Annotated in this window: 18 protein-coding genes; 15 read left to right on the top strand and 3 right to left on the bottom strand. The window is 34.3% G+C overall.

Translation table 11 applies throughout. The features are described 5' to 3' along the window. Positions 1-59: 59 nt before the first annotated feature. Entirely contained in the window at positions 60-893 is an 834-nt protein-coding gene (locus BMY14_RS15780) for a FeS-binding protein (protein WP_091833886.1), read from the top strand. Between the two features lie 76 nt (positions 894-969). Here BMY14_RS15780 and BMY14_RS15785 read toward each other — a convergent pair whose 3' ends face one another. Further along, positions 970-1,521, bottom strand: a complete 552-nt coding sequence (locus BMY14_RS15785) for a DUF4865 family protein (RefSeq protein ID WP_091833889.1) — start codon at positions 1,519-1,521, stop codon at positions 970-972. Between the two features lie 117 nt (positions 1,522-1,638). On the opposite strand from BMY14_RS15785, the gene BMY14_RS15790 reads away from it, so the two are divergent. Continuing rightward, positions 1,639-2,439, top strand: coding sequence for a LysR family transcriptional regulator (locus tag BMY14_RS15790; protein WP_091833892.1), 801 nt, complete (start codon positions 1,639-1,641; stop codon positions 2,437-2,439). 327 nt (positions 2,440-2,766) lie between these two features. On the opposite strand, the gene BMY14_RS15795 is transcribed toward BMY14_RS15790, so the two are convergent. Beyond that, entirely contained in the window at positions 2,767-3,819 is a 1,053-nt protein-coding gene (locus BMY14_RS15795) for a LacI family DNA-binding transcriptional regulator (RefSeq protein WP_091833895.1), read from the bottom strand. Between the two features lie 298 nt (positions 3,820-4,117). Between BMY14_RS15795 and pgmB the strand changes: the two genes are divergently transcribed. The 6 genes from pgmB to BMY14_RS15830 all read left to right on the top strand — a co-directional run bounded on the left by pgmB (position 4,118) and on the right by BMY14_RS15830 (position 12,003). Continuing rightward, positions 4,118-4,765: a beta-phosphoglucomutase gene (gene pgmB / locus BMY14_RS15800; protein ID WP_218144921.1), complete on the top strand. Its 648-nt coding sequence runs from the start codon at positions 4,118-4,120 to the stop codon at positions 4,763-4,765. A 10-nt stretch (positions 4,766-4,775) separates the two neighbouring features. Next, complete coding sequence (locus tag BMY14_RS15805) at positions 4,776-6,470, top strand: glycoside hydrolase family 3 protein (RefSeq protein ID WP_091833898.1); 1,695 nt, start codon at positions 4,776-4,778, stop codon at positions 6,468-6,470. Positions 6,471-6,499: 29 nt separating this feature from the next. Beyond that, a complete protein-coding gene (locus tag BMY14_RS15810) occupies positions 6,500-8,005 on the top strand; it encodes a sulfatase family protein (RefSeq protein WP_091833901.1) in 1,506 nt (501 codons plus the stop codon). A gap of 508 nt (positions 8,006-8,513) precedes the next feature. Next, positions 8,514-9,899, top strand: coding sequence for an MFS transporter (locus BMY14_RS15820; RefSeq protein WP_091833907.1), 1,386 nt, complete (start codon positions 8,514-8,516; stop codon positions 9,897-9,899). Positions 9,900-9,969: 70 nt separating this feature from the next. Beyond that, positions 9,970-10,764, top strand: coding sequence for a sulfite exporter TauE/SafE family protein (locus tag BMY14_RS15825; protein WP_091833909.1), 795 nt, complete (start codon positions 9,970-9,972; stop codon positions 10,762-10,764). A 99-nt stretch (positions 10,765-10,863) separates the two neighbouring features. Then, the gene (locus BMY14_RS15830; protein ID WP_091833912.1) at positions 10,864-12,003 is read left to right on the top strand and encodes an anaerobic sulfatase maturase; all 1,140 of its coding nucleotides are present in this window, start codon (positions 10,864-10,866) and stop codon (positions 12,001-12,003) included. Positions 12,004-12,080: 77 nt separating this feature from the next. Here BMY14_RS15830 and BMY14_RS15835 read toward each other — a convergent pair whose 3' ends face one another. Continuing rightward, positions 12,081-13,799, bottom strand: a complete 1,719-nt coding sequence (locus tag BMY14_RS15835) for a methyl-accepting chemotaxis protein (RefSeq protein ID WP_091833915.1) — start codon at positions 13,797-13,799, stop codon at positions 12,081-12,083. Positions 13,800-14,746: 947 nt separating this feature from the next. On the opposite strand from BMY14_RS15835, the gene BMY14_RS15840 reads away from it, so the two are divergent. The 7 genes from BMY14_RS15840 (at position 14,747) to BMY14_RS15870 (ending at position 23,789) form a co-directional block, all read left to right on the top strand. Further along, positions 14,747-17,053 carry an arylsulfatase gene (locus BMY14_RS15840; protein WP_091833918.1) on the top strand — a complete coding sequence of 769 codons (2,307 nt, stop codon included), beginning with the start codon at positions 14,747-14,749 and terminating at the stop codon, positions 17,051-17,053. A 74-nt stretch (positions 17,054-17,127) separates the two neighbouring features. Next, on the top strand, positions 17,128-18,372 hold the full coding sequence (locus BMY14_RS15845) for an anaerobic sulfatase maturase (RefSeq protein WP_091833920.1): 1,245 nt from the start codon (positions 17,128-17,130) through the stop codon (positions 18,370-18,372). 127 nt (positions 18,373-18,499) lie between these two features. Continuing rightward, a complete protein-coding gene (locus BMY14_RS15850; protein WP_091833923.1) occupies positions 18,500-19,846 on the top strand; it encodes a hypothetical protein in 1,347 nt (448 codons plus the stop codon). Between the two features lie 325 nt (positions 19,847-20,171). After that, positions 20,172-20,441, top strand: coding sequence for a beta/alpha barrel domain-containing protein (locus BMY14_RS20655; RefSeq protein ID WP_091833926.1), 270 nt, complete (start codon positions 20,172-20,174; stop codon positions 20,439-20,441). Between the two features lie 605 nt (positions 20,442-21,046). Further along, entirely contained in the window at positions 21,047-22,357 is a 1,311-nt protein-coding gene (locus tag BMY14_RS15860; RefSeq protein WP_091833929.1) for an ABC transporter substrate-binding protein, read from the top strand. A gap of 78 nt (positions 22,358-22,435) precedes the next feature. After that, positions 22,436-22,990: a glycerol-3-phosphate responsive antiterminator gene (locus BMY14_RS15865; RefSeq protein ID WP_281246463.1), complete on the top strand. Its 555-nt coding sequence runs from the start codon at positions 22,436-22,438 to the stop codon at positions 22,988-22,990. Next, the gene (locus BMY14_RS15870) at positions 22,974-23,789 is read left to right on the top strand and encodes an HAD-IIA family hydrolase (protein WP_091833934.1); all 816 of its coding nucleotides are present in this window, start codon (positions 22,974-22,976) and stop codon (positions 23,787-23,789) included. Before BMY14_RS15865 ends, BMY14_RS15870 begins: the two co-directional genes overlap by 17 nt. The last annotated feature ends 19 nt before the right edge of the window (positions 23,790-23,808 follow it).

A 23,808-nucleotide genomic window follows, 5' to 3' on the forward strand; every position in this document is an offset into this window, starting at 1 on the left:
TGTCGATGCCTATATATATAATTATTCTGGACTAAACAGTACGAAAAGGAGACAGTGATATGGAGATAAAAATTTTGAAAGAAATCCGTCGATTCGTAGCGACAAGTCTGGGAAATCAGCATGAGGAAACGGGGGTGATATATTTTTCGGAACCTCTGGTGGGGTATGCATCTTGGGATGATCCATTGTTCCAGGCATACAAGAATAGTATTGGCGAATTTCATCTTACGCCACGTGAAATATTTGCAGCTGCTTTTGATAATCAAAGGGTAGCTGGCGGAACCGTAATATGTTGGATTTTGCCTATTAGTGAACGAGCAAGACAAAGTAACCGTTTGCAGGAGCAGTGGCCTGGACGGGAGTGGGCTCTAACTCGATATTTTGGTGAAGAGTTTAATTGTGAACTTCGTCGTCATATGGTTGAGTATATTACTGGACTTGGTCATCAGGCTGTGGCGCCTACACTGTCAGATATATTTCAATCTTTTTCAGAAACACCGGTAGGCTTTGCTTCTAATTGGTCGGAGCGACATGCAGCCTATGCGGCAGGGTTGGGAACTTTTAGTATGAATGATGCATTTATCTCAGAAGCTGGTATAGCTGTGCGGATGGGATCGGTCATCACGGACCTAAAACTGTTACCAACTTTACGAAAAGAACAGAATTACCAAGCTAATTGTTTAAATTGTAATGCCTGCATTTCTCGTTGTCCCGTAGGGGCGATTACGACGAATGGTCATGACAAGATAAAGTGCCGGACTTATTTATTTAGCGAAGAGTCCGTGCAGTTGGCTGAAAAATATGGTGGGCAAAAAACAGCGGGTTGTGGTCTTTGTCAAACTCGTGTGCCCTGTGAATTCAAAAATCCAAGGAGAAAAACCGAAGCAAGCTAGATAACACTACTAAAGTAAGCGTTGAAAAATGCCATTACCAAAGACTTGTCATCAAGGTAACGGCATTTTTTATGGTCTATTCTTTAGATGATATGTGCAAAATTTCATAGATTTTAATGTTTTCCATAACATAAACTTCATCAGGGATGTCTTCGTAAAAATAAAATTGACTATATGCCCATTTATCAGGATTGTAAATTAAAAACTCTCCGATGGATTTTTCCGATAAATTATTTTGTGGAAGATTGAAGACAGCGGAATTTAATTTTTGAGTTTCTTGAATGCAGCCAGTACATTCTATAGCAAATTTACTTTTAAGTAAGTTTGCATCGGTTTTTACGTTTAAAGGGATGCCGATATTGATTTTTTGCCAACCGAAGGATTTTAATATATTATCGTAAAATCCGTTGAAAATGAATTGATTCATACCTTCTGTTTTATCCCATAAATATAGTGGGGCGTAAGAATTATAGATATTTTTGTATTTATCTTTTTCTGTTATCAGATAGAATTTAAAAAGCAAACCAGGAAAGAAATCTGTTTTAGAACCATTTTTAAGGACTCTGTCGCGAATACTGTTCATATCATAAGTTTTAGGGACTATGATTTTATATTGCATACCAACCATTAGCATCACGCTCTTTTCTTTTTTGATAGGTTCAGTATATTCTTTTCTTGCAGCATTGTAAAAAAGGTATAAATTATATTTGCCATCATTTATAATGATGAATATAGAGGTGAGAAAATGGAATTTAACGATCTGCGCATATTTAGAACCGTTGCCCGATTAGAATCTATAACGAAAGCAGCAAACGAACTTGGTTATGTACAGCCGAATGTTTCAGAACGCATTAAAGTACTGGAAAATGAATTGGGTGTTTCTTTACTTAAACGCAATAATAAAGGTGTTCGCTTGTTACGAGCGGGGGAAGTTTTATTACTGTATTCTGATAAAATAATGGATATTCTCGATGATCTGAAACGAAATATTACGTCTGAAAATGAAGTGTATAAAATTGCTACGACGCAATCTATCGCAAAAACTTACATTGAAGAAAAGTTGATGAAATTCAAATCGTATTGCTCACTGTATATAGAACAAAATCGTTCATTAGAAGCTTTGCTGAAAAGTGGGGATGTAGATATAATTGTCACACATTCCACTATCAGCAATCCTTTATTCAAACGCGTAGGGGGTTATGAGGAAACGGTTCTTTTATTTACAGAGAAAAATAAAAAGATCACGGCGTTATCTGATGAAACATTTTTTATCAATCGAGATAAAAGTTGTCCTTTTAGGCAAATTTCTTTGGCTTTTGCCAGTGAACATAACATTAAAATAAGTCAGCTATTAGAGATTGATTCTTATGAAATGATCAAATCAATGATTTTGGTACAACGAGGAATTGCTTTCCTTCCATCTCGTACGCATGCAAAAAATTTATCAACGATTCCACTTAAAGATACAAATCGCATAAAGATAAATTTTTATATAAGACACGATAGTCATAAATTTGTTCCAGACTTTTTAATTCAGCAAGGCTGACATTAAAAAAATGAGAATAGCAGTTGTTCGCTCAAGGCAAATCACAGCTCATCCTTCCTAAGTATGTACTGTGTTACGATATTTGTAATCATTATTTATAAACTCAAAATAATGATTACAAATGAAATTTGATTTTATAAGGCGCAATGGACTACCGTGTTATAATATAGAAACTTATTGGTATATATGGAGCATGCAGAACTGTATTTGTTATGTGTTACCGGGTCTGGGGTGGAATTGATCGTTTGCAAAGAAAAATGCTATAGCAAAAACTAAAATGTTTTTACTATAGCACTACATTAGTAAAGTGAGGGATTGATATTCAGATTATAAAATAGGGTTATTAGTTTCTAGTTTAGGTCTTAAAAGAACTTTAGAAATATCATTAGGGTTATTTAGTAATTTTAGAATTGCCTTTGCACATTCTTGTCCGGCAATATAATTAGGTAAATGACTAAATATAAAGTTTTCTCCACTATTAGCAAACAGATCTATTTGGGCAAGTGATAAAACAGGTATTTTCAATCCTTTAGTTAATAATAATTTAGACACTATTTCTGTCATATAAACCCAGCTGCATATAATTGCGTAATCAGTCGATTTATTATCTATAATAGAATTAACTAGATTATAAAATTCAGTTCTCCAAATTGACTTATTATTTTTTTTTGAAAATAGTAAGTCAATTTCATTAAAATATGGAAAGTTGATATTGTGTATAGTAAGGTTAATATCTGTAGATTCTTTACATGCCGTATGGACCCCTTCTTCTCTTTGCGTTTCCTGATTAATGTTTATGTTTGGTCTAAAATATATTAAATTTTTATAACCCTTATTAATTAAATGATTCGTACCATCATAAGCACCATAAAAATAATCAATATTTACATCTGGAATAGTATCATTTTGAGTATCATAGCCAAAAACAACTAAAGGTATTTGATTTTTTATAATGTAGTCCATACTTTCAGGTTCAATTGAAAGCCCATCAGCACCAATATAAATAATAGCATCTGTACGTTGTTGAAGATAACTGTTTAAATAGTTAGGAAAAATACTTAAATACTTTTTATTACTACATAACATAATGTTGTAGTTGGCATTTTCTAAAATTGATCTAATCCCTTCAACAAGTTCACTATATCTAGGAGTCATAAGATTCTTATTGATAGCAACACTAATGCAAGATGTTTTATTGTTTTTAAGAGTTCTTGCGGCAATATTAGGAATATAATTAAGTTCTTTTGCAGCATTAAGAATTTTTTGCTTGGTTTCTTCGGATATGCTTTGTTTTTGATTATTATTTAATACATAAGAAACAGTAGCCTGCGATACCTTGGCTAATTCAGCTACGTCTTTACTGGTTATTCCTGTTTTCATAATTTTTATCTTATCCTTATTAAACGTTATTTTATTTATGATTAAATATATATTAAATACAAATTATTGTCAATAAATTAGAAAGGAGGGACCCAGTAATTGAGGTATATATTGTACATAAATCAGAAAGTTTATTGACAATAATTTGTAAGGTGCTATAATTAATTTAGCTTTTACGTATAAGTATATGCATAGCTTTTACTTATACGTAAACAGAAAAAATTTTTGCATATCGCTTATACGTATAAGTTATGTGCAAAATTTTTACTATCAATTAATAAAGGAGGTAAGAAATATTTTGAAAGAAGCTGTAATATTTGATTTGGATGGGGTTATAGTTAGCACAGATGAATATCATTATAAGGCTTGGAAAAAACTTGCCGATGAAGAGGACATTTATTTTGATACACAGATTAATCAAAAACTAAGAGGTGTAAGCCGACTTGAAAGTTTAGAAATAATTTTAAAAAAGACAAATAAAACGTATACAGAGGAAGAAAAAGAAAATTTAGCGCAAAGAAAGAACAACTATTATCGCGAGCTGTTAAAAAGTTTAAATCATGAGGATATTCTCCCCGGTGTACTTAACGTATTGGATGCTTTAAAAGAGAAACGAATTAAAATAGCCATAGGGTCCTCTAGTAAAAACACTGGAACTATATTAAAAAAAATAGGTTTAGATAAAATATTTAATGCAGTAGTTGATGGAAATCAAATAAAGAATAGTAAGCCTGATCCAGAAGTGTTTTTATTAGCGGCAAAAGCATTAGGTGTAGAACCGTTAAAATGCGTTGTGATAGAAGATGCAGATGCCGGAATAAAGGCAGCTTTAGCAGCAGAAATGAAAGCTGTTGCTGTGGGAGATGCTCAGAGTAACATGAATTCTTCATATAGATTGAGTGATTTAACTAAGATCGATATAAATAAATTATTAGAAGATGGTTAGGGGGATATAAATGATTAATTTAAAAGAAATTCCGTTTTATCTATCTGATGACGATATTGAATGGGTTAATCATACAATGTCTAAAATGACTTTAGAAGAAAAAATAGGTCAACTTTTTGTTCTTGTCTCTAGGCATGGAACTAAGGAAGAATTAGAACAAATTTACAAGGTTTTAAATCCTGCAGGAATCATGTATAGACCTATGCCAATAGAGAAAGCTTTGGATTTAACAAATGCTATTCAAAAAACAAGTAAAATACCTATGCTTATAGCTGCAAATTTAGAAAAAGGTGGAAATGGGATTCTTGATGAGGGAACAATTTTTGGCTCTCCACTAGAAATAGCAGCTACAGATAATGTAGATATGGCTAAAAAGTTGGGACTTTCGTGTGGTAGAGAAGGGGCTGCGGTTGGTGCCAATTGGGCTTTTGCGCCTATAGTAGATATAGATTATAATTTCCGCAATCCTATTACAAATACGCGTACTTTTGGTTCGGAACCAACAAGAGTAAAGGAAATGGGACTTGCTTACGTTAATGCAATACAAGAATGTGGATTAGCGGCATCTATCAAGCATTTTCCCGGAGATGGAATGGATGAAAGAGACCAACATTTAGTAATGAGTGTTAACTCTATGTCAACTGATGATTGGGATAAAACTTATGGCAGTATTTATAAAACATGTATAGATGCTGGTGCAAAAACTTGCATGATAGGACATATTATGCTTCCAGAATATTCGAAAAAATTAAATCCTTCATTAAGAGATGAAGACATTTTGCCAGCTACTTTATCGTCAGAATTAATGAATGATCTTCTCCGAGATAAGTTGGGATTTAATGGACTGATTGTTACAGATGCTACTACGATGGCAGGTTTTACAATACCATTACCCCGTTCGCAAGCGGTACCACGAGCAATTGCTTCAGGAGCAGATTTGTTTTTATTTACTAAAAATCTTGAAGAAGATTATCAATATATGGTAGAAGGAATTAACTCAGGTATTGTATCAAAAGAAAGACTAGATGAAGCAGTTTTAAGAACATTGGCTTTAAAAGCATCACTAAAACTGCATACTAAAAAAGAAAAATTTACAATTGAAAAAGCTTCTAAGATTTTAGGTTGTGAAGAACATTTATTATGGGCAAAAGAATGTGCAGATCAGTCTGTAACACTGGTAAAGGAAGAAAAAAATGTTTTACCATTGTCAGTTCAAAAATATAAGAAAATATTATTTTACCCTATAGAAAGTGAACAAGGGATATCATATTCTGTTAAGGCTGGAGTGTGTGCACAATTTAAAGAATTATTAGAAAAGGAAGGCTTTATAGTTGATTATTTCGTTCCGCCACAAGGATATGAAGGAAACGTATCTCCAGCAAGAGATGTTTTAGATAATTATGATTTAATAGTTTATCTTGCAAATATGTCTACTAAAAGCAATCAAACTAGTGTTCGAATTGAATGGGCACAGCCTATGGGAGCAAATTGCCCTCATTTTCAAGCAAGTATTCCTACAATATTTATATCTGTTGAAAACCCATACCATTTACTAGATGTACCAAGGATTAAAACGTTTATAAACGCATATAACTCAAATGATTTTGTATTAGAAGCTTTAATTGAGAAGCTAATGGGAAAAAGTGAATTTAAAGGGAAAAGCCCTGTTGATCCATTCTGTGGAAAATGGGATACGAAACTTTAAATATATGTTTTCAAAGGAGTTTAAGTATAATGAAAATACTATTATTAGATTTAGATACTTTAAGACCAGATCACTTAGGATGTTACGGTTATTCAAGAAACACATCTCCCAATATTGATAAAATAGCAGAACAAGGGATGAGGTTTAATAATTACTATTGTTCGGATGCACCTTGTTTACCGTCAAGAGCTTCATTGATGACAGGTAGATTTGGTATTCATACAGGCGTTGTAGGTCACGGCGGAACTGCAGCAGACCAAAGACTAGAAGGGGAAGGAAGGGTAATGCAAGATGCAAATGCCAGGGATAATTTACCTTCTTTAATTAGAAAATATGGTTATCATACAGCTTTAGTTAGTAGTTTTGCAGAAAGGCATGCCGCTTGGTGGTTTTATGCAGGGTTTAATGAAGTTCATAATGTTGGAAAAAGAGGTATGGAATCAGCTGAAGAAATTACACCTGAAGTGCTTAAATGGATTGAGGCTAATAAGGATAAGAAAAATTGGTTCTTGCACGTAAACTATTGGGATGCGCATACGCCATATAGAGCTCCAAAAGAATTTGGCAATCCATTTGAAAATGAACCTCTGCCAGAATGTGATTGGATTACAGATGAAGTTCTTGATAAGCACAAAAAGAAAATTGGACCACATTCAGCTAGTGAATTATCTATGTATGATAATGAAGTACCTATTAGATTTCCTAGAATGCTTGGAGAAATTACCAATCAAAAAGAATTAAGAGAAACAATGGATGAATATGATTGTGGCATAAAATATATGGATGGACATATAGGTCAGATTTTAAAAGCATTAGAAGATAATAATATGACAGAAGATCTTGCAATTATTGTTACTGCAGATCATGGTGAAAATATGGGCGAACTTGGAATTTATGAAGAACATGCTACTGCAGATCTTCCAAATTGTCATATTCCAATGATAATTAAATGGCCAAATTCTCAAGGAGGCAGAGAAGATAATGCTTTTCATTATAATTTAGATTTAATTCCTACATTGCAAGATCTCTTGGGTGAACCACCAAATCAAAGGATTAATGCTAAAATAACAGGAAAAGTAACTCCGCCAGAATGGGATGGAATTAGTTATGCAAAAACAGTGGTAAGTGGAGAAGCAGAAGGAAGAGATTATTTAGTCATAAGTCAATGTGCTCATACTTGCCAAAGAGGAGTTCGTTTTGGTAAATGGTTATATATTCATACATACCACGATGGATATCATTTATTCGATGATGAAATGTTGTTTGATATTGAAACGGATCCTCAAGAGCAATTTAATATTGCAGAAAAACATCCCCAAATATGTTATGAGGCAGTATATAAACTGCATAAATGGCATAAGGATATGATGTTATCTATGGATTCGCAAATTGATCCATTATGGACAGTAATTGCTGAAGGTGGGCCATTCCACGCTAAGGGTCATTTAAAAGAGTATTGCAAAAGATTGAAAGAAACTGGACGTGGTTACGGGATAGAAGAACTTAAAAGAAGACATCCAAGAGAATTCGAGTGAATTTCATAAAAGAATGTGTAAATAAAACTATTTGATTAAACATGGATATAATAAATACATGTCAAGTATAGTATTTTGTTAACTCGAATGAATTATGCAAAAATACTAGACTTGGCATGTGTAAAATGATACGAATAGATTCGTACCTGCAAGGTGGAGATGTAAATAGTACATAGAATTCTCAATTAAATACAGAAGATAAATGGTAGAAATAACTAAAAAGAATTTTAAGAAAATTACGTGAATTATAACAGATCAATATAGTACAAACAGAAGTATACCCAGACACTATATGCAGATGTTGGTAGAAATATCAATTCCAATAAATACCATTGTGTTTTGTGAAGGATTCCATAGGATTACCAGTAATGCATTTTTAATTTTTTCTTATGTCATGCCAATTAAAAATGCTTATATATTTGTATTTAGTAAAAATTTATTCATTATCAGTAAACTTTTAATTTTAATTTAAAAGTTAAGTATAAATAAATTGAGGGAGAATTATGTTATGATTAAAACAAGTAATGATATTGAGCTTTCTAAAAGAAAATTTGGTATGAGAGATAAGATCGGGTACTTGCTGGGTGATATTGGAAGCGAACTTTTCTTTGACATATCAACAGCATTTCTAATGGTTTATTACACCGATGTATTTGGGTTAAACCCAATGATAGTAGGTACTATCTTTGTACTTGCTAGATTATGGGATGCATTTATGGATGTTGCAGCGGGACGGTTTATAGACGCAAGACACCCAACTAAAGAGGGTAAATTTAAACCTTGGCTTTTACGATTTTGCCCAGTATATGCAGTAACCGGAATTCTGATGTTTACCAAAATACCTGGACTATCAGACAACGAGTATTTACTTTATGCGGTTGTTACATATATTGCATGGGGAACAGCTTTTAGTTTTGTTAATGTGCCGTTTGGGTCAATGGCATCCGTTATAACAGTAGATTCAAATGAACGAACGGCTCTTTCCACTTTCAGAAGTATAGGCGCATACATCGCACAAATGGCAATAAAAACACTTGTTCCTGCGATAGCTTTTCTAGATAATAAGCCTGATGCAGATCGATTCTTTTTGGTCGCAGTTATATCAGGTGTAATGGGAATAATTACTTACTTTGCATTTTATAAATTAAGTACAGAGCGTATAATAATAGATAAGTCTTCTGAAAAGAAAGGAAATTTATTGAATTCATTGAAAGCACTAGCAAAGAACCGGCCGTTGCATGCACTATTAGCTGGAGCGCTTGTATTTTTAGTGGCATTGATGGCTACATCATCCTTAAATGCTTATTTATTTAAAGATTATTTTAAAAACACAAGTGCTTTATCCTTAAGCGGTTTTGTTATTGTACTTAACGTAATATTGGTAGCACCAACAGTGGGGCCATTGGTTAAAAAATTTGGTAAAAAAGAAGCTGCTTCTGTAGCAATTATGTTCACCACTATTGCATATTTTCTACTATACCTTATCCCAATAACGAATGGATATATTTTTGTTGGATGTAAGTGGATTGCAGATATAGGGGTTACTTTTTTCAACTTTATCATTTGGGCATTTATTATAGATGCAATAGACTATCAAGAGTTAATTAGTGGAAGAAGAGAAGATGGTACTGTCTTTTCTATTTATACATTTGCTAGAAAATTAGGACAATCATTTTCAGGTGGTATTGCTGGTTTAGTTCTTGGGATAGCTGGTTATATAAAAGCACCACAACAGACTATGGAGGTAGCAGAAAAAATTAGAGACCTTTCATTACTGATTCCGGGAGTTTTATACTTTATAGTATTTCTATGTATTACTTTCTGGTACCCGATGAATAAGGAAAAAGTTGCACAAGTGGCAAAGGAGCTAGCTGAAAAGCGTAGTTTAACGTAAAATTAAGGTAAATACACGCAGGTTGCTTATACGTATAAGCAACCTGCATGTATTAAGAGGGATAAAAATAATGATTTTAGTCTATTTGTTAGTAGCTTTAGGTGCAACCATAATAGGTGCTATGGCAGGCCTTGGTGGAGGGGTTATAATTAAACCGGTGTTAGATTTCATTGGTGATTATAATGTTTCAACTATAGGTGTAATATCAGCATGTACTGTATTTACTATGGCAGTTGTATCTATAATTAAACAATTTAAGTATAAATTTAAGATAGAAATTAAAAAAACAGTATTTATAGGAGTCGGTTCGGTTATTGGCGGCGCCTGGGGCGAAAAACTTTTAAAAGATGTGCTTGATGTATTTCCTCATAATATTGTGACAGTATCACAAAATGCTATATTAGCAATTTTTTTAATTATGATATTTCTATACATGAGAAATAAAGAAAAAGTTAAAAGTTTTAAAGTTGAAAATAGCATAGCATGTTTATTCATTGGACTTTTTCTAGGTGTAATGTCTTCATTTTTGAGCATAGGTGGCGGCCCGATAAATATATGTATTCTTACTATATTTTTTTCTATGGAGCCTAAAGAAGCTGCTGTAAATTCTATTATAACTATTCTATTTTCGCAAGGAGCACAACTTTTTGCAATAGCAAGTACTCGAGGTATAGAAGCCTTTTTATTACCAATATTACCTGTAATGATGATAGGTGGTATTCTGGGGGGGCTTATTGGATCTAAATTTAATAAAATATATGATAGTAAAGTTATAGCAAAGGTACTGGATGTTGTACTTGTGATGCTGATTCTACTTAATATATATAATGTAATTCATGCACTGGATAGGCTATATTTATCCTAGATCAGAGTTGCGGGGTGTTTAAACAGCTGATAAAATGATTAAAACAAGAGCGATTGGGATAAGTGTTGACAAGTTACTATTATAATTGGAGGGAAAACTGTGAAGCGAAACTTAAGTGTAATGCTAAAACCGTCATCCAGTAAATGCAATTTAAATTGCAAATATTGTTTTTACCATTCTATTGCTAATGCAAGAGAGGTTGAAGATTATGGATTTATGAAAAAAGAAACTTTAGAGGAAATTATTGAAAAAATAAAAATTTATTGTAATGGTGGACAATGTACAATAGGGGTTCAGGGGGGAGAACCTTTATTAAGAGAAATTGATTTTTATAGGGATTTATTGAAATATGTAAATGAAAGTGGTAATAATGGTACTACCTTCAGATACTCTATACAAACAAATGGAACTCTAATAACAGAAGAATGGGCAAGGTTTTTTAAAAAAAATAATATTTTAGTGGGAATATCGTTAGATGGATCTAAAGATATTCATAATTTAAACAGATTAGATTACAGCGGAAAAGGAAGCTTTATTGATGTTGTTAAAGGAATAAAATTGCTTCAAAAATATGATGTGGAGTTTAATATTTTAGTAGTAGTTACTCCAATTGTTGTTAGGAAAATTGAAAGTTGTTATAATTTTTTCAAGAAAAATGGTTTGAGATATCTTCAATTTATTCCCTGTTTAGATTCTTTTGAAAGTAAAGAAGATGGAATAGAAAATAAATTTTCCTTAACGTCGAAAGAATATACAGTTTTTTTAATAAAATTATTTGATTTATGGTATGCAGATGTAGTTAATGATGATTTTGTAAGTATAAGATATTTTGATAATATATTAGGACTTTTTTTAGGACATAACTATGAAGCGTGTGATATGAATGGGAGGTGTTCTTGTCAACATATTATAGAAAGTGATGGTTCAGTTTATCCTTGTGATTTTTATACATATGAAAAACATTCTATAGGAAACGTTTTAAATGAAACATTTGATAATATGCATAACAAAGAATGTACAAAAAATTTTATATTAGAATCATTTAATATTAGTAAAAAATGCAGGCAATGCAAATTCTACTCTGTCTGCAGAGGTGGATGTAAAAGATATAGAGAAAATCAAAAAGATAATTTAAATTATTTATGTGATTCCTATTATCAATTTTTTGATTATTCTTTAGATAAATTTAAAAAAATTACATCTATGATAAATGTATATAATAAAAACAGAGCAGATTGAGAAATTCAACCTGCTCTGTTGATTGATAGGATTGTTCATATGCATTTATCAATGGGAGTATCGAGAAATCACCCATATCAAACAGAAAATTTATGTAAAATTTCTCTGAGCTGCTCCGCCATTTTTGCTAGTGCTTCACTTGCTGTAGCAATTTCTTCCATAGAAGTGGACTGTTCCTCAGTAGTGGATGACACTGTTTTAGTATAACTCGCTGCATTTTGACTGAACTGATCAATTAACTGTACTAGCGATACAGCTTTTTCGCTTCCGTTTGCCATTTGTTGAATAGAGTCTGAAATGTGCCTTACTTGATCGGACATAGTTTGAATGGACGAAGCAATATTGGCAAACGTCGTACCTGTGATTTCTACCACTTCAATGCCGTCACTTACTCCAGCTTTTCTTTCATTCATGGCGGTTACAGCTTTATTCATATTTAATTCATTTTCATGAATTAACCCAGCGATTTTTTGGGCAGCTTCCTGAGACTGCTCGGCAAGTTTTCTCACTTCCTCAGCTACTACGGCAAATCCTTTTCCCTGTTCTCCAGCCCGCGCTGCTTCAATTGCCGCATTTAATGCCAATAGATTGGTTTGACTAGCTAAGTTTCCTATCACATCTACAATCCCAATAATTTCTTTGGAACTGGTAGACAACTGATTAATTGCCTGTTGCACCATTTCTGTTCCTGAAGCAATAAGATGCATTTGTTCTGTTACTTTGTCAATCGCTTGTTTTCCATCTTGTGTTACACCTGTTGTTTTTTCTGACATGGTAGTAATTTCATTCGTGACAGCCGTAATGCCTTTAATTTCTGTTGACATGGCATTCACAGCATTACTGGCGGAACCAGCGGCACTTCTCTGCTCAGCGGCACCTTCTGCTACTTTAGTGATGGTTTCAGCTATCAAAGTTGCTGCATGGGCTGACTGTTCAGCACTTGATGTAAGTTCTTGTGAAGAAGCAGCCACTTGTTCAGAATGAACGCCGATTTGTCTCACTACATCGCTAATTTCATGTTTCATTTTATTAAGAGCTGCAGCCAATTGACCTATTTCATTCGTCGATTGAACGCTTACATCAGCTGTTTTTAGATTACCATTTGCCACCTCGGTTAACGCGCCTGTCACAGTTTGGATCGGCGCGCTTATTAACTTTGCAATCCACAGACCGATGACAATCAATATAAGCAAAGACAAGCTAGCAGTTCCTATAATAATGGCACTAGACATGATAGCTTCTCTCTGATTTTGTTCATTAAGCTGCGCAACCTTATCAAGACGCTTATTAGCTAATTTCCACATATCATTAATAATTTTGTTGGTTTCAGGCAAGAAGTTTGAATTAGTAATAATAGTGGCAGCTTCCTGCTTTTTTCCAGATAATACTAAATCAAATATTTGTTGACTCAAAATTTGATTGTTATTCCAACTATCTTTTACGGAAACCAATACGTCACGTTCTTCTGGAGCCTTCGCATCATTTACTAATTGATTTAAATATTTCTCTAGAGCGCTTGTTCGATCTTTCCGCTCTTCCAGGAGCTTACGTACATCCTCGACATTCTTCATGTTAAGTACGATAAAAACGTCAGACTGGGTTCCACGCAAGATGGCCCGACAGTTGTTAAGCTTAACAATTGGTAACAGCTCATCATTATAGACCAGATTAAGAGTAGATGTTACCATTTTATTGAAATAGTACCCAGTAGAACCGATAATGGCAATAAAGACTGTTGCTATGGCCACTAAGCTGATAATTTGAAATCTAACTCTAAGATTTTTAAACCAAGACATAAGAAAATACCTCCTCAATTTTATTAAAATAAATTTTGTAATATTAGATAAATTTTGATATCATTAGCACTAGGATACCGTCTAAATAAAAAAGTTAAGAACAAGCTTTGCTTATACGTATAAGCAAAGCTTATAAACACCATAACTAAAACCAATTTGATTATAGCATCTTAAATTTTATTGTCAACAACTTTTGGACAATTATAGGATTAATTACCCGAAAGCTGTTGACGGATTCCATACAATTAGATTTCTTGCTTCGCATCTCTAAAGGGACTACTGTTCGGAAAGTGACAACTATTTTGGCGTGTTTAGAATTGATGTAATTAATTTCTAGAAAAAATTATAAACTGAAAAACACCTGAAAATGCTCTTAAATACTATTTAAACGCAGATTTTAAACTTTATTCAAACTTTTTTGCGGTGTTTTATTTGTTATTGAAATTGCAATCTATAGCGATAATAAATATGTTTTTAATTAAAAATTTTATTGACAATAAAATTAGCGATGCTATAATTAGGTTAACTTTTACGTATAAGTTGACACATGTTTTTTATTTATATATAAAATTTCCTTCATAACTTATACGTATAAGTTATGAAGGAAAGAATTAAACTTACTATTTTTAAAATTTATGAATTTATAAGAATGGGAGGGAAATGTTTATCAGTGAATTGTTCTGGAGGTACATAATTGTGAATAGGAATCATCGAAAAATTTAAAAGTTAATTATAAGAATATTGAGAATAAATAGACTGTTACAATAATGCTAAATATTTGAGCCCTGTATAATACAAGATTTATTTTATATTATTTGATGAATCAAATTGTATAAAATTGTGACTCAGTTCAAACAGACCGTATTGTTAATGTTTTTTTATGATCGAAGCGATGTTCAGGATGGTTGACTTGGAGGACAGTAGTATCAGTTATAAGGGGTGGAAAGATGAAGGGTAAAGTGAAAAAAAGACTTGTAAGACAGTTAACACTAGTAGGTATGGTTTTTGCGACTTCCGTAAACATGATGGCTCCAGCTACGGCAGCAACTAATGATAATAAACCAATTATTCAGCCAAATTTTAATACTCAAAAAGGTCAGAAAACTCAGCAAACTAAGACCAATGTAATATATATCGTATTGGATGACATGGGATTTTCTGATTTAGGCACTTATGGATCAGAAATAAAAACACCAAATATTGATAAACTAGCAGCGAATGGATTACGTTATAATAATTTTACTACTTGTCCTGTCTGTTCGCCTACGCGGGCATCCCTATTAACCGGAAGAGATAATAATGCCGTTGGTATGGGGAATTTAGCTGATATCGATTTTGGCGAAACCGTTCCAAGTATACGCGGGCGTATTACCGATAGAGCTGCAACAGTAGCGCAAATTCTTAAAACTAGTGGTTATAGTACTTTGGCAGTTGGAAAGTGGCATGTTGCACCTACCCATCAGATTACGCCTGCAGGTCCGTTTGATTACTGGCCGCTAGCTAAAGGATTTGAACGTTTCTATGGATATTTGAATGGAGAAACCGATCAGAATGATCCTCAACTAACCTATGACAATCATTTTATTTCGACACCAAATAAAAAAGGGTATCAACTTACAGCAAATCTTGTAGATATGGCCGAACAGTTTGTAACAGATCAGGTTTCGGTTACACCAGATAAACCGTTCTTTTTGTATGTAGCCTTCTCTGCTACCCATTCTCCACTACAGGCACCTAAGAAATTTATTGATATGTACAATGGAGTATATGACAAAGGCTGGGATGAGATACGTGAGGAACGTTTTAACCGACAGAAAAAACTGGGGATTATTCCTGCTAACGCAGAACTGACGGCACGTGATCCAAATGTGAAACCATGGGATAATTTGTTGCCAAATGAAAAGAAAGTATGTACCCGTTTTGAACAAGTATTTGCGGGCTACTTAACTTACACCGATAATCAGATTGGTCGCTTAACGGATTATCTCAAAGCCATTGGTCAATTTGACAATACTATGATTGTCTTGATCTCCGATAATGGGGCTACTGGTTATGGCGGTAATGAAGGATCTGATTATGAATTGAAATTGTCTCGGTCAAATGGTCAATCCCATGTGGCTGAGTATCTAAAAAAAATAAACGATATAGGTGGACCGGACTTTGAAGCTTTTTATCCAAGAGGCTGGGCTATGGTTAGTAATACACCCTTTAAAGGGTTCAAGGGTGCGGTTTATGGTGGAGGTACGCGTGAACCGTTGATTATTCATTGGCCTGCGGGAATTAAAGAAAAAGGAGAAGTGCGTGACCAAGCAGTATATGTTACGGATATTACGCCGACCGTACTCAATGTGATGAATATTGAGACTCCTAAGGTTTTCCAAGGTATAGATCAAATGCCGATGCATGGTGTAAGTTTTGCTAATACATTTGATAATGGGGCTGCTCCAACCGAACATGCCGTCCATTATGATTTGATCAAAGGTAGATTGAATTTACAAGCTGGAGGCGGTAATCGTTCGATAACGCAAGATGGCTGGAAGGCTATCAGCAGTGAACGTGATGCATGGCTGCTCGCGAAAAGGACTACAGAACCAAATTGGGAACTATATAATCTGAGCGAAGATTATTCTGAAAACCATGATTTAGCGAAAGTATATCCGGATAAACTGAATGAAATGAAAGCTTTGTGGACTACTGAAGCAGAAAAATACGGTGCAGCATTAAAACCCGTGAAACCAGGTAAAACGGATGCGGTTAATAATCGTAATACTTATAAATATTTACCAGGTATGGGAGTCATAGAAAATGGTGCTGTCCCGAAATTAGTTAACAGGTCTTATACAATTACTGTGCCGATTAATCGGAGCAAAGAATCACAAGAGGGGGTTCTAGTGGCTCAGGGGGATGAGTTTGCAGGCTATACGCTCTACGTAAAAAATAATCAATTGATATATGAATTGAATTGTCTTGGCAATATAACCCGGGTTGTATCAACAGAAAAAATTCCTTTGGGTTCTACTGTTCTTAAATTTCAGCTTGCGAAAACAGGTAAGAATAAAGGAATTGCTCAGATCTATATCAATGGTAAAGTAGTTGGTGAAAAGGTGATACCAAATACTGAATGGCTTTCCCTTGAAGGACTTAGTGTTGGACGAGACAGCCATTCTCCCGTTAGCTCCAGTTACAAAAATAAAGGCGAGTTTGCTTTTGAAGGCAAGTATGATTATGTGTTGTACGAGTTGTTAAATGATTAAAAGCTAATAACATTATTCGCTAAGTCGAGATGATGAGACGCAAAAGAAGCAATAAAGTATAAGGTGATGAGAATGTGAGCCGTACTAAAGGAATCCATATATTGGCAAAACCGGTTGGACCGCTTTGCAACTTGAATTGTAAATATTGCTTTTATACGGAAAAGGCGGCAATGTATGCCTCCAAAAAAAACTTTCGTATGTCGGATGATGTCATGGAAACTTATATCCATAAATATATTAGTGCCCAGCCTGTACCTGAAGTGTCATTTGTCTGGCAGGGTGGTGAACCGACACTTTTAGGATTGGAATTTTTTCAAAGGGTAGTAGAATTGCAACAAAAATATTCCAGTGGAAAGAAAATTATAAATTCACTGCAGACGAATGGTACGTTGCTTGATGATCAATGGGGTAGATTTTTAAAAACGAATGATTTCTTTGTCGGGTTAAGTTTGGACGGGCCAGAAAACATCCATAATCGTTACCGTTTAACCTGCCCTGGTCAGCCGACATTTGACAAAGTTATGCAGGGTCTTGCTTTATTACAAAAATACGGAATTCCTGTAAATGTACTGAGTTGTGTGACGAAAGAGTCGGCGTATAAACCTTTAGAGATTTATCAATTTTTTAAGGAAATTGGTGTTGGTTTTATACAGTTTATTCCTATTGTGGAGCGACGACCGGATGAAGTCGCAAAAAAATTAGGTCTCAGGCTTGCGACACCAGCGTCGCTTAATCTAGATGAAAAAACGGAAGTTACAGCATGGTCGGTGGAACCAGAAGTATATGGAGATTTCTTAATAACTATTTTTGATGAATGGGTAAAAAATGATGTCGGATCTATTCATGTAATGAATTTTGAATGGGCGCTGGAGGCATGGCTTGGATTGCCTGCAACGGTTTGTGTGTTTGCCGAGCAGTGTGGTGAATCAGTCATTCTAGAGCATGATGGGGGAATTTTTTCCTGTGATCATTATGTATATCCGGAATTTTATTTAGGCAGTATTTTGACATCGGACCCCTATACAATGGTTGATTCCGAAAAGCAATGCCAATTTAGCAAAAATAAAGGGGCAGTGCCTCGATATTGTCAAACGTGTGAGGTAGAGTTTGCTTGCCATGGTGAATGTCCGAAGCATCGTTTTGCTATGACACCAGATGGTAAGATAGGGCTTAATTACTTATGCGCAGGCTACCAAAAGTATTTTCGCCATATCCATCCGTACATGAAAGTCATGTGTCAGTTAATTGAAAACAATTTACCCGCAGCAAAGATAAGGGATGTCATCAAGGGACCGTTAGTTGTTAAACGAACTAAATGATAACTAACTGAAGACGAGAAATCAAAAAACAATGATATTGTCATTTATAATACTTATTTTAGTTTTTAATAAATTTCCATGATAATTTTCCTGAGTAAAAATACGAAAGATATTAGGAGGACAAAAAATGAGAAAAATTTTATTATTTGTTGTAGTGTTGGTATTATTAATAAGTTTAATCGGTACAGCTTTGGCAGCTTCTTCTCTTGATGATGTGCCAGCCAATCATTGGGCTTATACAGCAATTCGAGATCTTGCGAAGGCAAAGGTGATTGATATCAATCTTGATGAATCACCTGAAAGTAATAAACTAATGTCACGATACGAATGTGCTGTTCTTGTAGCAAAAGCTATGCAAAATATGGACAAGGCTAATGATGCGCAAAAAATAATTATTAACTCGCTCAAAATGGAATTTGATCCTGAAATCAAAGATATTAACATGAGTGTAACTAAAAAAGAAAAGAATTATCCCATTGTAAAGATTGGAGGCGATATTCGTTATCGCTTTTACAGCAATCTTGGTGGTACAGGCACCAATAAGGGGGGGAAGAGCACGAGCGTGAGTCAAGATCGTTTCCGTATTGGTATGACTGCACAGCTTGATGAACGATGGACGGTCAATGCTAGGATTGGTTCGCAGTTTGTTTCTAACAGGACTAATTACGGTTCGACTAGCGGCTCCAATGGTTCTTCTTCAGGGGAAACTCAAATGGATCAAGCAGAACTTGTTTATCAGATGGATCCTAATTGGTCGGCTACAGTAGGTCGTTCGTCAATGTTTCTTGGTACGACTGGTGCGATATCAGATTGTACGTCTTGGGATGGATTTACGCTCAAGTATAGCGACAATAAATTTACCGGAAGATTTTTAGCATATGATATTTCCCAAGCACTGCAGGGGTATGTCCAAATGACTACCACTACAAATACTAAGACTGATGCGCAAAATATAAAGGGGCTTGATTTAGTCTATAAATTTAATCCGAAAATAACTGTTACAGCAGATTATCTAATTAGTGATAACCAAAAAACAAATACAAGTAATAATTCTCTCCCTTGGAATATATTGGCTGTTGGTGCTAAAGTTAAAATTGCGCCGGATTATACCCTTAAGACAGAAGTAATAAGCAATAGAGCTTCTCATGCAACGTCAGTAGCGCCGAAAGAAGGGAATGGTTTTTATACAGGACTATTTTATAAGGAAACCAATAGTAATAAACCTGGTACTTATTCAATTGGCGTTCATTATCAAGCCTTTGGTAAAGACGCGATTAATAATATGTTGATGGGCGGTTTAACTACGTCTAACAATACATATGGTGTTAAGGGATGGGGAGTATCTTACGATTATATAATTACTAAAAACTTTCAAGCAAATCTAAAATGTGACTGGGTTACTCCTTATGACACGAGTGTAAATAACTTTAAATATAAACCACAAATTGTTGGGGTATTTCTTGCGAAATTCTAGTTCATTTTCGGGGTAAATAAAGATCGAATTAAGAAGGTATATAAAACATAAGTGTCAAGTTACACGTTTAGCTTTTCCTTTGAAGATAAATTTTTATATAAGACATGATTATAGTATCCAAATATCAGATTTATTTAGAGGAAAATACGTTATTGAATCTATTAATAATGAGTAGTGCGATAAGTTTAGTTTATTTTCATATATTCAGGGAATCACCCCCATATTACAACATGCAATACTAAGAGAAATCAAAAAGGTGCTTACAGAACAAAGACTGTAGCACCTTTTTATGATATTGATGGAGCTGTCGCATTAAGCATTTTTTTTGATTGATTTCAGTGAGAGAATATTTCTCGCTAAAAAAGAGTACACGAATCTAAGCGGTATTAAACCCTCAAAAATTCGCGTACTTTTTTTTGCTGTTTTAGATAGTGGGTGCAAAGATTGTCCACAACGTTCCGGCAGTATCTTGGATGCCGGCATGGAGTGCTTTATCATAGGCTCGTCGGGGCTGCTTAATCTGCATGAATATTTGAATATTGCGTATGACATTATGATGCAGGGTTTTAGGCAGAGTTTAGCCACTGACAAATAATAAGAAGAAACGCACAGCCATGGAAATGAAAAATTTTTCATGGCTGTATATTTTTATGTTTGGTTGTTTTATTGCATGCAGGCGGTAAGCGCTTTCGGCTCATACGCTTTATGTATTGAAAGTATTTTACGAAATCTGTAGTTTGGGAATAGGATGTTATTTATCAGAACAACGAGCAAAAAAAGAATTTTATATGAACATAACAGAAAGAAATATAACAGAAAGATAACATAAAAATAACGTAATAAGAGTTGTATCGTGAGATTGGATAGCTTACAATAAAAACATAATTTAGTAAGGGAGATTTTTAAAAATTAGAGCTAACAGATTATGTTAACTGATTTAATAAATTTTCTAAATAAATGACAATCCAAATGCGATTGTACAAAAATTTCATGTTTAGGTAGAGATTAAAGAGATCCTAAATACATGGAACGTTTTTTTTAGTAAAATAAATTTCAATTTATTTTACTACTATTGTTCTGTGTTATAAGAGGACTCTTTTTTTTGTGCAAAGGAGGGGGCAGGGAATCGGGGATAGCAGGACATATATTTAATTTTACGTTACTTGGAACATTTACTAAATCAATGAGGAGGATTTATTTATGAAAAAATTAAAAGCCTTGGTAATTGCCATGACGGTGCTATCTCTCACTACGTTTATAGGAGGTTGTGGGCAATCTGGAGAAAAAAAGGAAGCAAATAGCAATAAGGATAAAGTTGTAATTGAATATTGGCATATTAATGGGGATTCTCTTGGTGGTCGAGCCAATGATCAAATGATTAAGGCGTTTAACGCATCTCAGGATAAAATTGAAGTGGTAGGTCGTTTTATACCAGACACTTATAAAGGTTTGATGCAAAATTTACAGGCAGAGGCTGCTGCAGGCAAAGCTCCGGCTATTGTTCAGGTAGGCTGGGCTTATAAAGAATACTTTGGGAATAATTTCAAATATATTCAACCAGAAGAATTAATCAATAAATACTTTCCGGATGACAAACAATGGTTTGAAAATAAATTTACCAAACCTGTAAGAGCATTGGCGATGAATCAGAAAAATCAACAGGTTGGTTTACCTTATGGATTAAGTACGCCTATTCTATATCTAAATTTGGATATTCTTCAACAGGCAGGAGTAGACCCACAAACCCTTACTACTTGGACGGCTATACGAGATGCATCCAAGAAAATAAAAGACACGAGTGGAAAATATGGTTTATATATTGCCGAAAATGCATATACTTGGGAAATTCAACAATTATTAGAAAGTAATGGGACGAAATATATTCAAGATGGGAAAGCCGCATTTGCATCTGCTGAAGGAATTGAGGCTTATCAATTAATGGCTGACATGATACTTAAGGATAAAAGTGCTTTACATATCGATGGAAAGCAAGGGGTACAAAGTTTTATACAAGGCGATGTGGGGATGCATTTCAATACAGTAGCTTACAGTAGGATGATTAAAGACGGAACGAAAGCTAACATAACAGCAATACCAGCACCAGGATGGGATGGTAAACAAGCAAGTTATAGTGTTCCTGCAGGGGGGAATTTGTTAGCAATCACAGCTCAAACAGAAGCACAACAGAAAGCAGCCTGGGAATTTCTCAAATATTTATATCAACCAGATAATATTGGTATTTGGCTCAATGACACTGGTTATATTCCACCGACAGCTGATGCAATTGAGAATGAAACCGTAAAAAAATTAGTTACAGAAGATCCATTTATTAAAGTAGCATATGATTCTTCGAAATATATTGATTCATGGGTGGCTTTCCCGGGAAGTAAAGGGTTACAGGCAGAGCAGATTCTTATAGATCTTCGGGATAAAGTGTTAGGTGGAACTGTAACCGTATCAGAGGGACTTAAAAAAACTCAAGATGAAATTAATGTATTGATTAGTAAATAAGTTTCTAAAATTTAAAATATTTTTTTGAGGTGATGCTTTATAAAACAGATTCTTGGAAAGTTAAAAACATTCCCTATTATAGCAGCTGTCCGTTCGGTAAATGATATGAAGGAAGCCTTATCATCGGATTGTGAAGTGATATTTTTGATGGAAGGCGATATTTTGAGCTTAATTCATTGTGTGGAAGAAACAAAAAAACAGAATAAACATATTTTTATTCACCTTGATTTAATGAAAGGGCTTGCAAAAGATAAAGAAGGGGTAAAATATTTGGCGCATATGGTAAAGCTTGATGGGATTGTAACGACGAAAAAGAGTCTTATTCCAATTATTAAAAAGATGGGACTCATTTCTGTCTTACAGTTATTTATGATTGATACACAAGCCTTGGAGTCTGGTATTGCAAGCATAAAGTCCATCCAACCGGATGCTGTAGAAATGATGCCCGCATTAATGCCGCGCGTGATAAAAGATGTAACCAGTCGGGTTGATGTCCCGCTTATTTTGGGGGGCTTGATAAAAACCCCAGCAGAGGCTGAAGAAGCAATTGCATCAGGAGGAGTTGGATTATCTGTAGGATGTAAAAAACTTTGGTTGAATAATTTGGGGTGGAGCAATGAGCACAGCTTATGAGAATGTATCTTGTTTTATTTTTGATTTAGATGGATGTATATATGCAGGTGATGATTTGTATGATGGAGCAAAAGAGTGTATAGCTCTTTTACAGTTAAAAAATAAAAGGGTTTTGTTTTTGACTAACAATTCCGCTGATTCCGCTGCATATATTTCGGAGAAACTGAATACTATGGGAATTCCCTCAGTACCTGCAGATATTATTACTGCATTGGATTTGGTTGGGTTTTATCTGTATAATCGCTATGGTTTTATACGTGCAGCTGTCGTGGGGACAGCTGCATTGGAAGAATCTTTAGCAAAATGTGGACACCAAGTTGTTGCATTGGGAACGCAGGCCGATTGTGACTTTGTTGTAGTTGGTTTGGATTCACAATTTAACTATGAAAAAATATTCCAAAGTGTACAGCATCTTCAACGTGGTGCAAAATTGATTGCGGCAAATATGGATTTTAATCGTCCAGGTCAAAACTTTAAAGTTTTTCCAGAAACGGGTTCATTGTATTATGCGATTAAAAAAGCTGCCAATATTCAAAAGATCGAGTATGCAGGAAAACCAAATCCATTTGCCTTTCAGTATATTATAGATACCTTTAATCTTTTGCCAATACAATGTATGATGATTGGCGACAACCCGTATACAGACATTGTGGGGGCACAAGAAGTTGGGTTTAAGACAGTGTGGCTGTCGCATCACCAGATGTATCCTGTAGAACTAATAGAAAATCCCGATGTAATTATGAAAGATATTTCAGTATTATATGATCAATTAAACCAGTTTTATGGAGAGCGCTTATAATGAATATTGCCGAAAAAAA

It is taken from the genome of Propionispira arboris (assembly GCF_900109225.1).
Classification (GTDB): Bacteria; Bacillota; Negativicutes; order Selenomonadales; family Selenomonadaceae; genus Propionispira; species Propionispira arboris.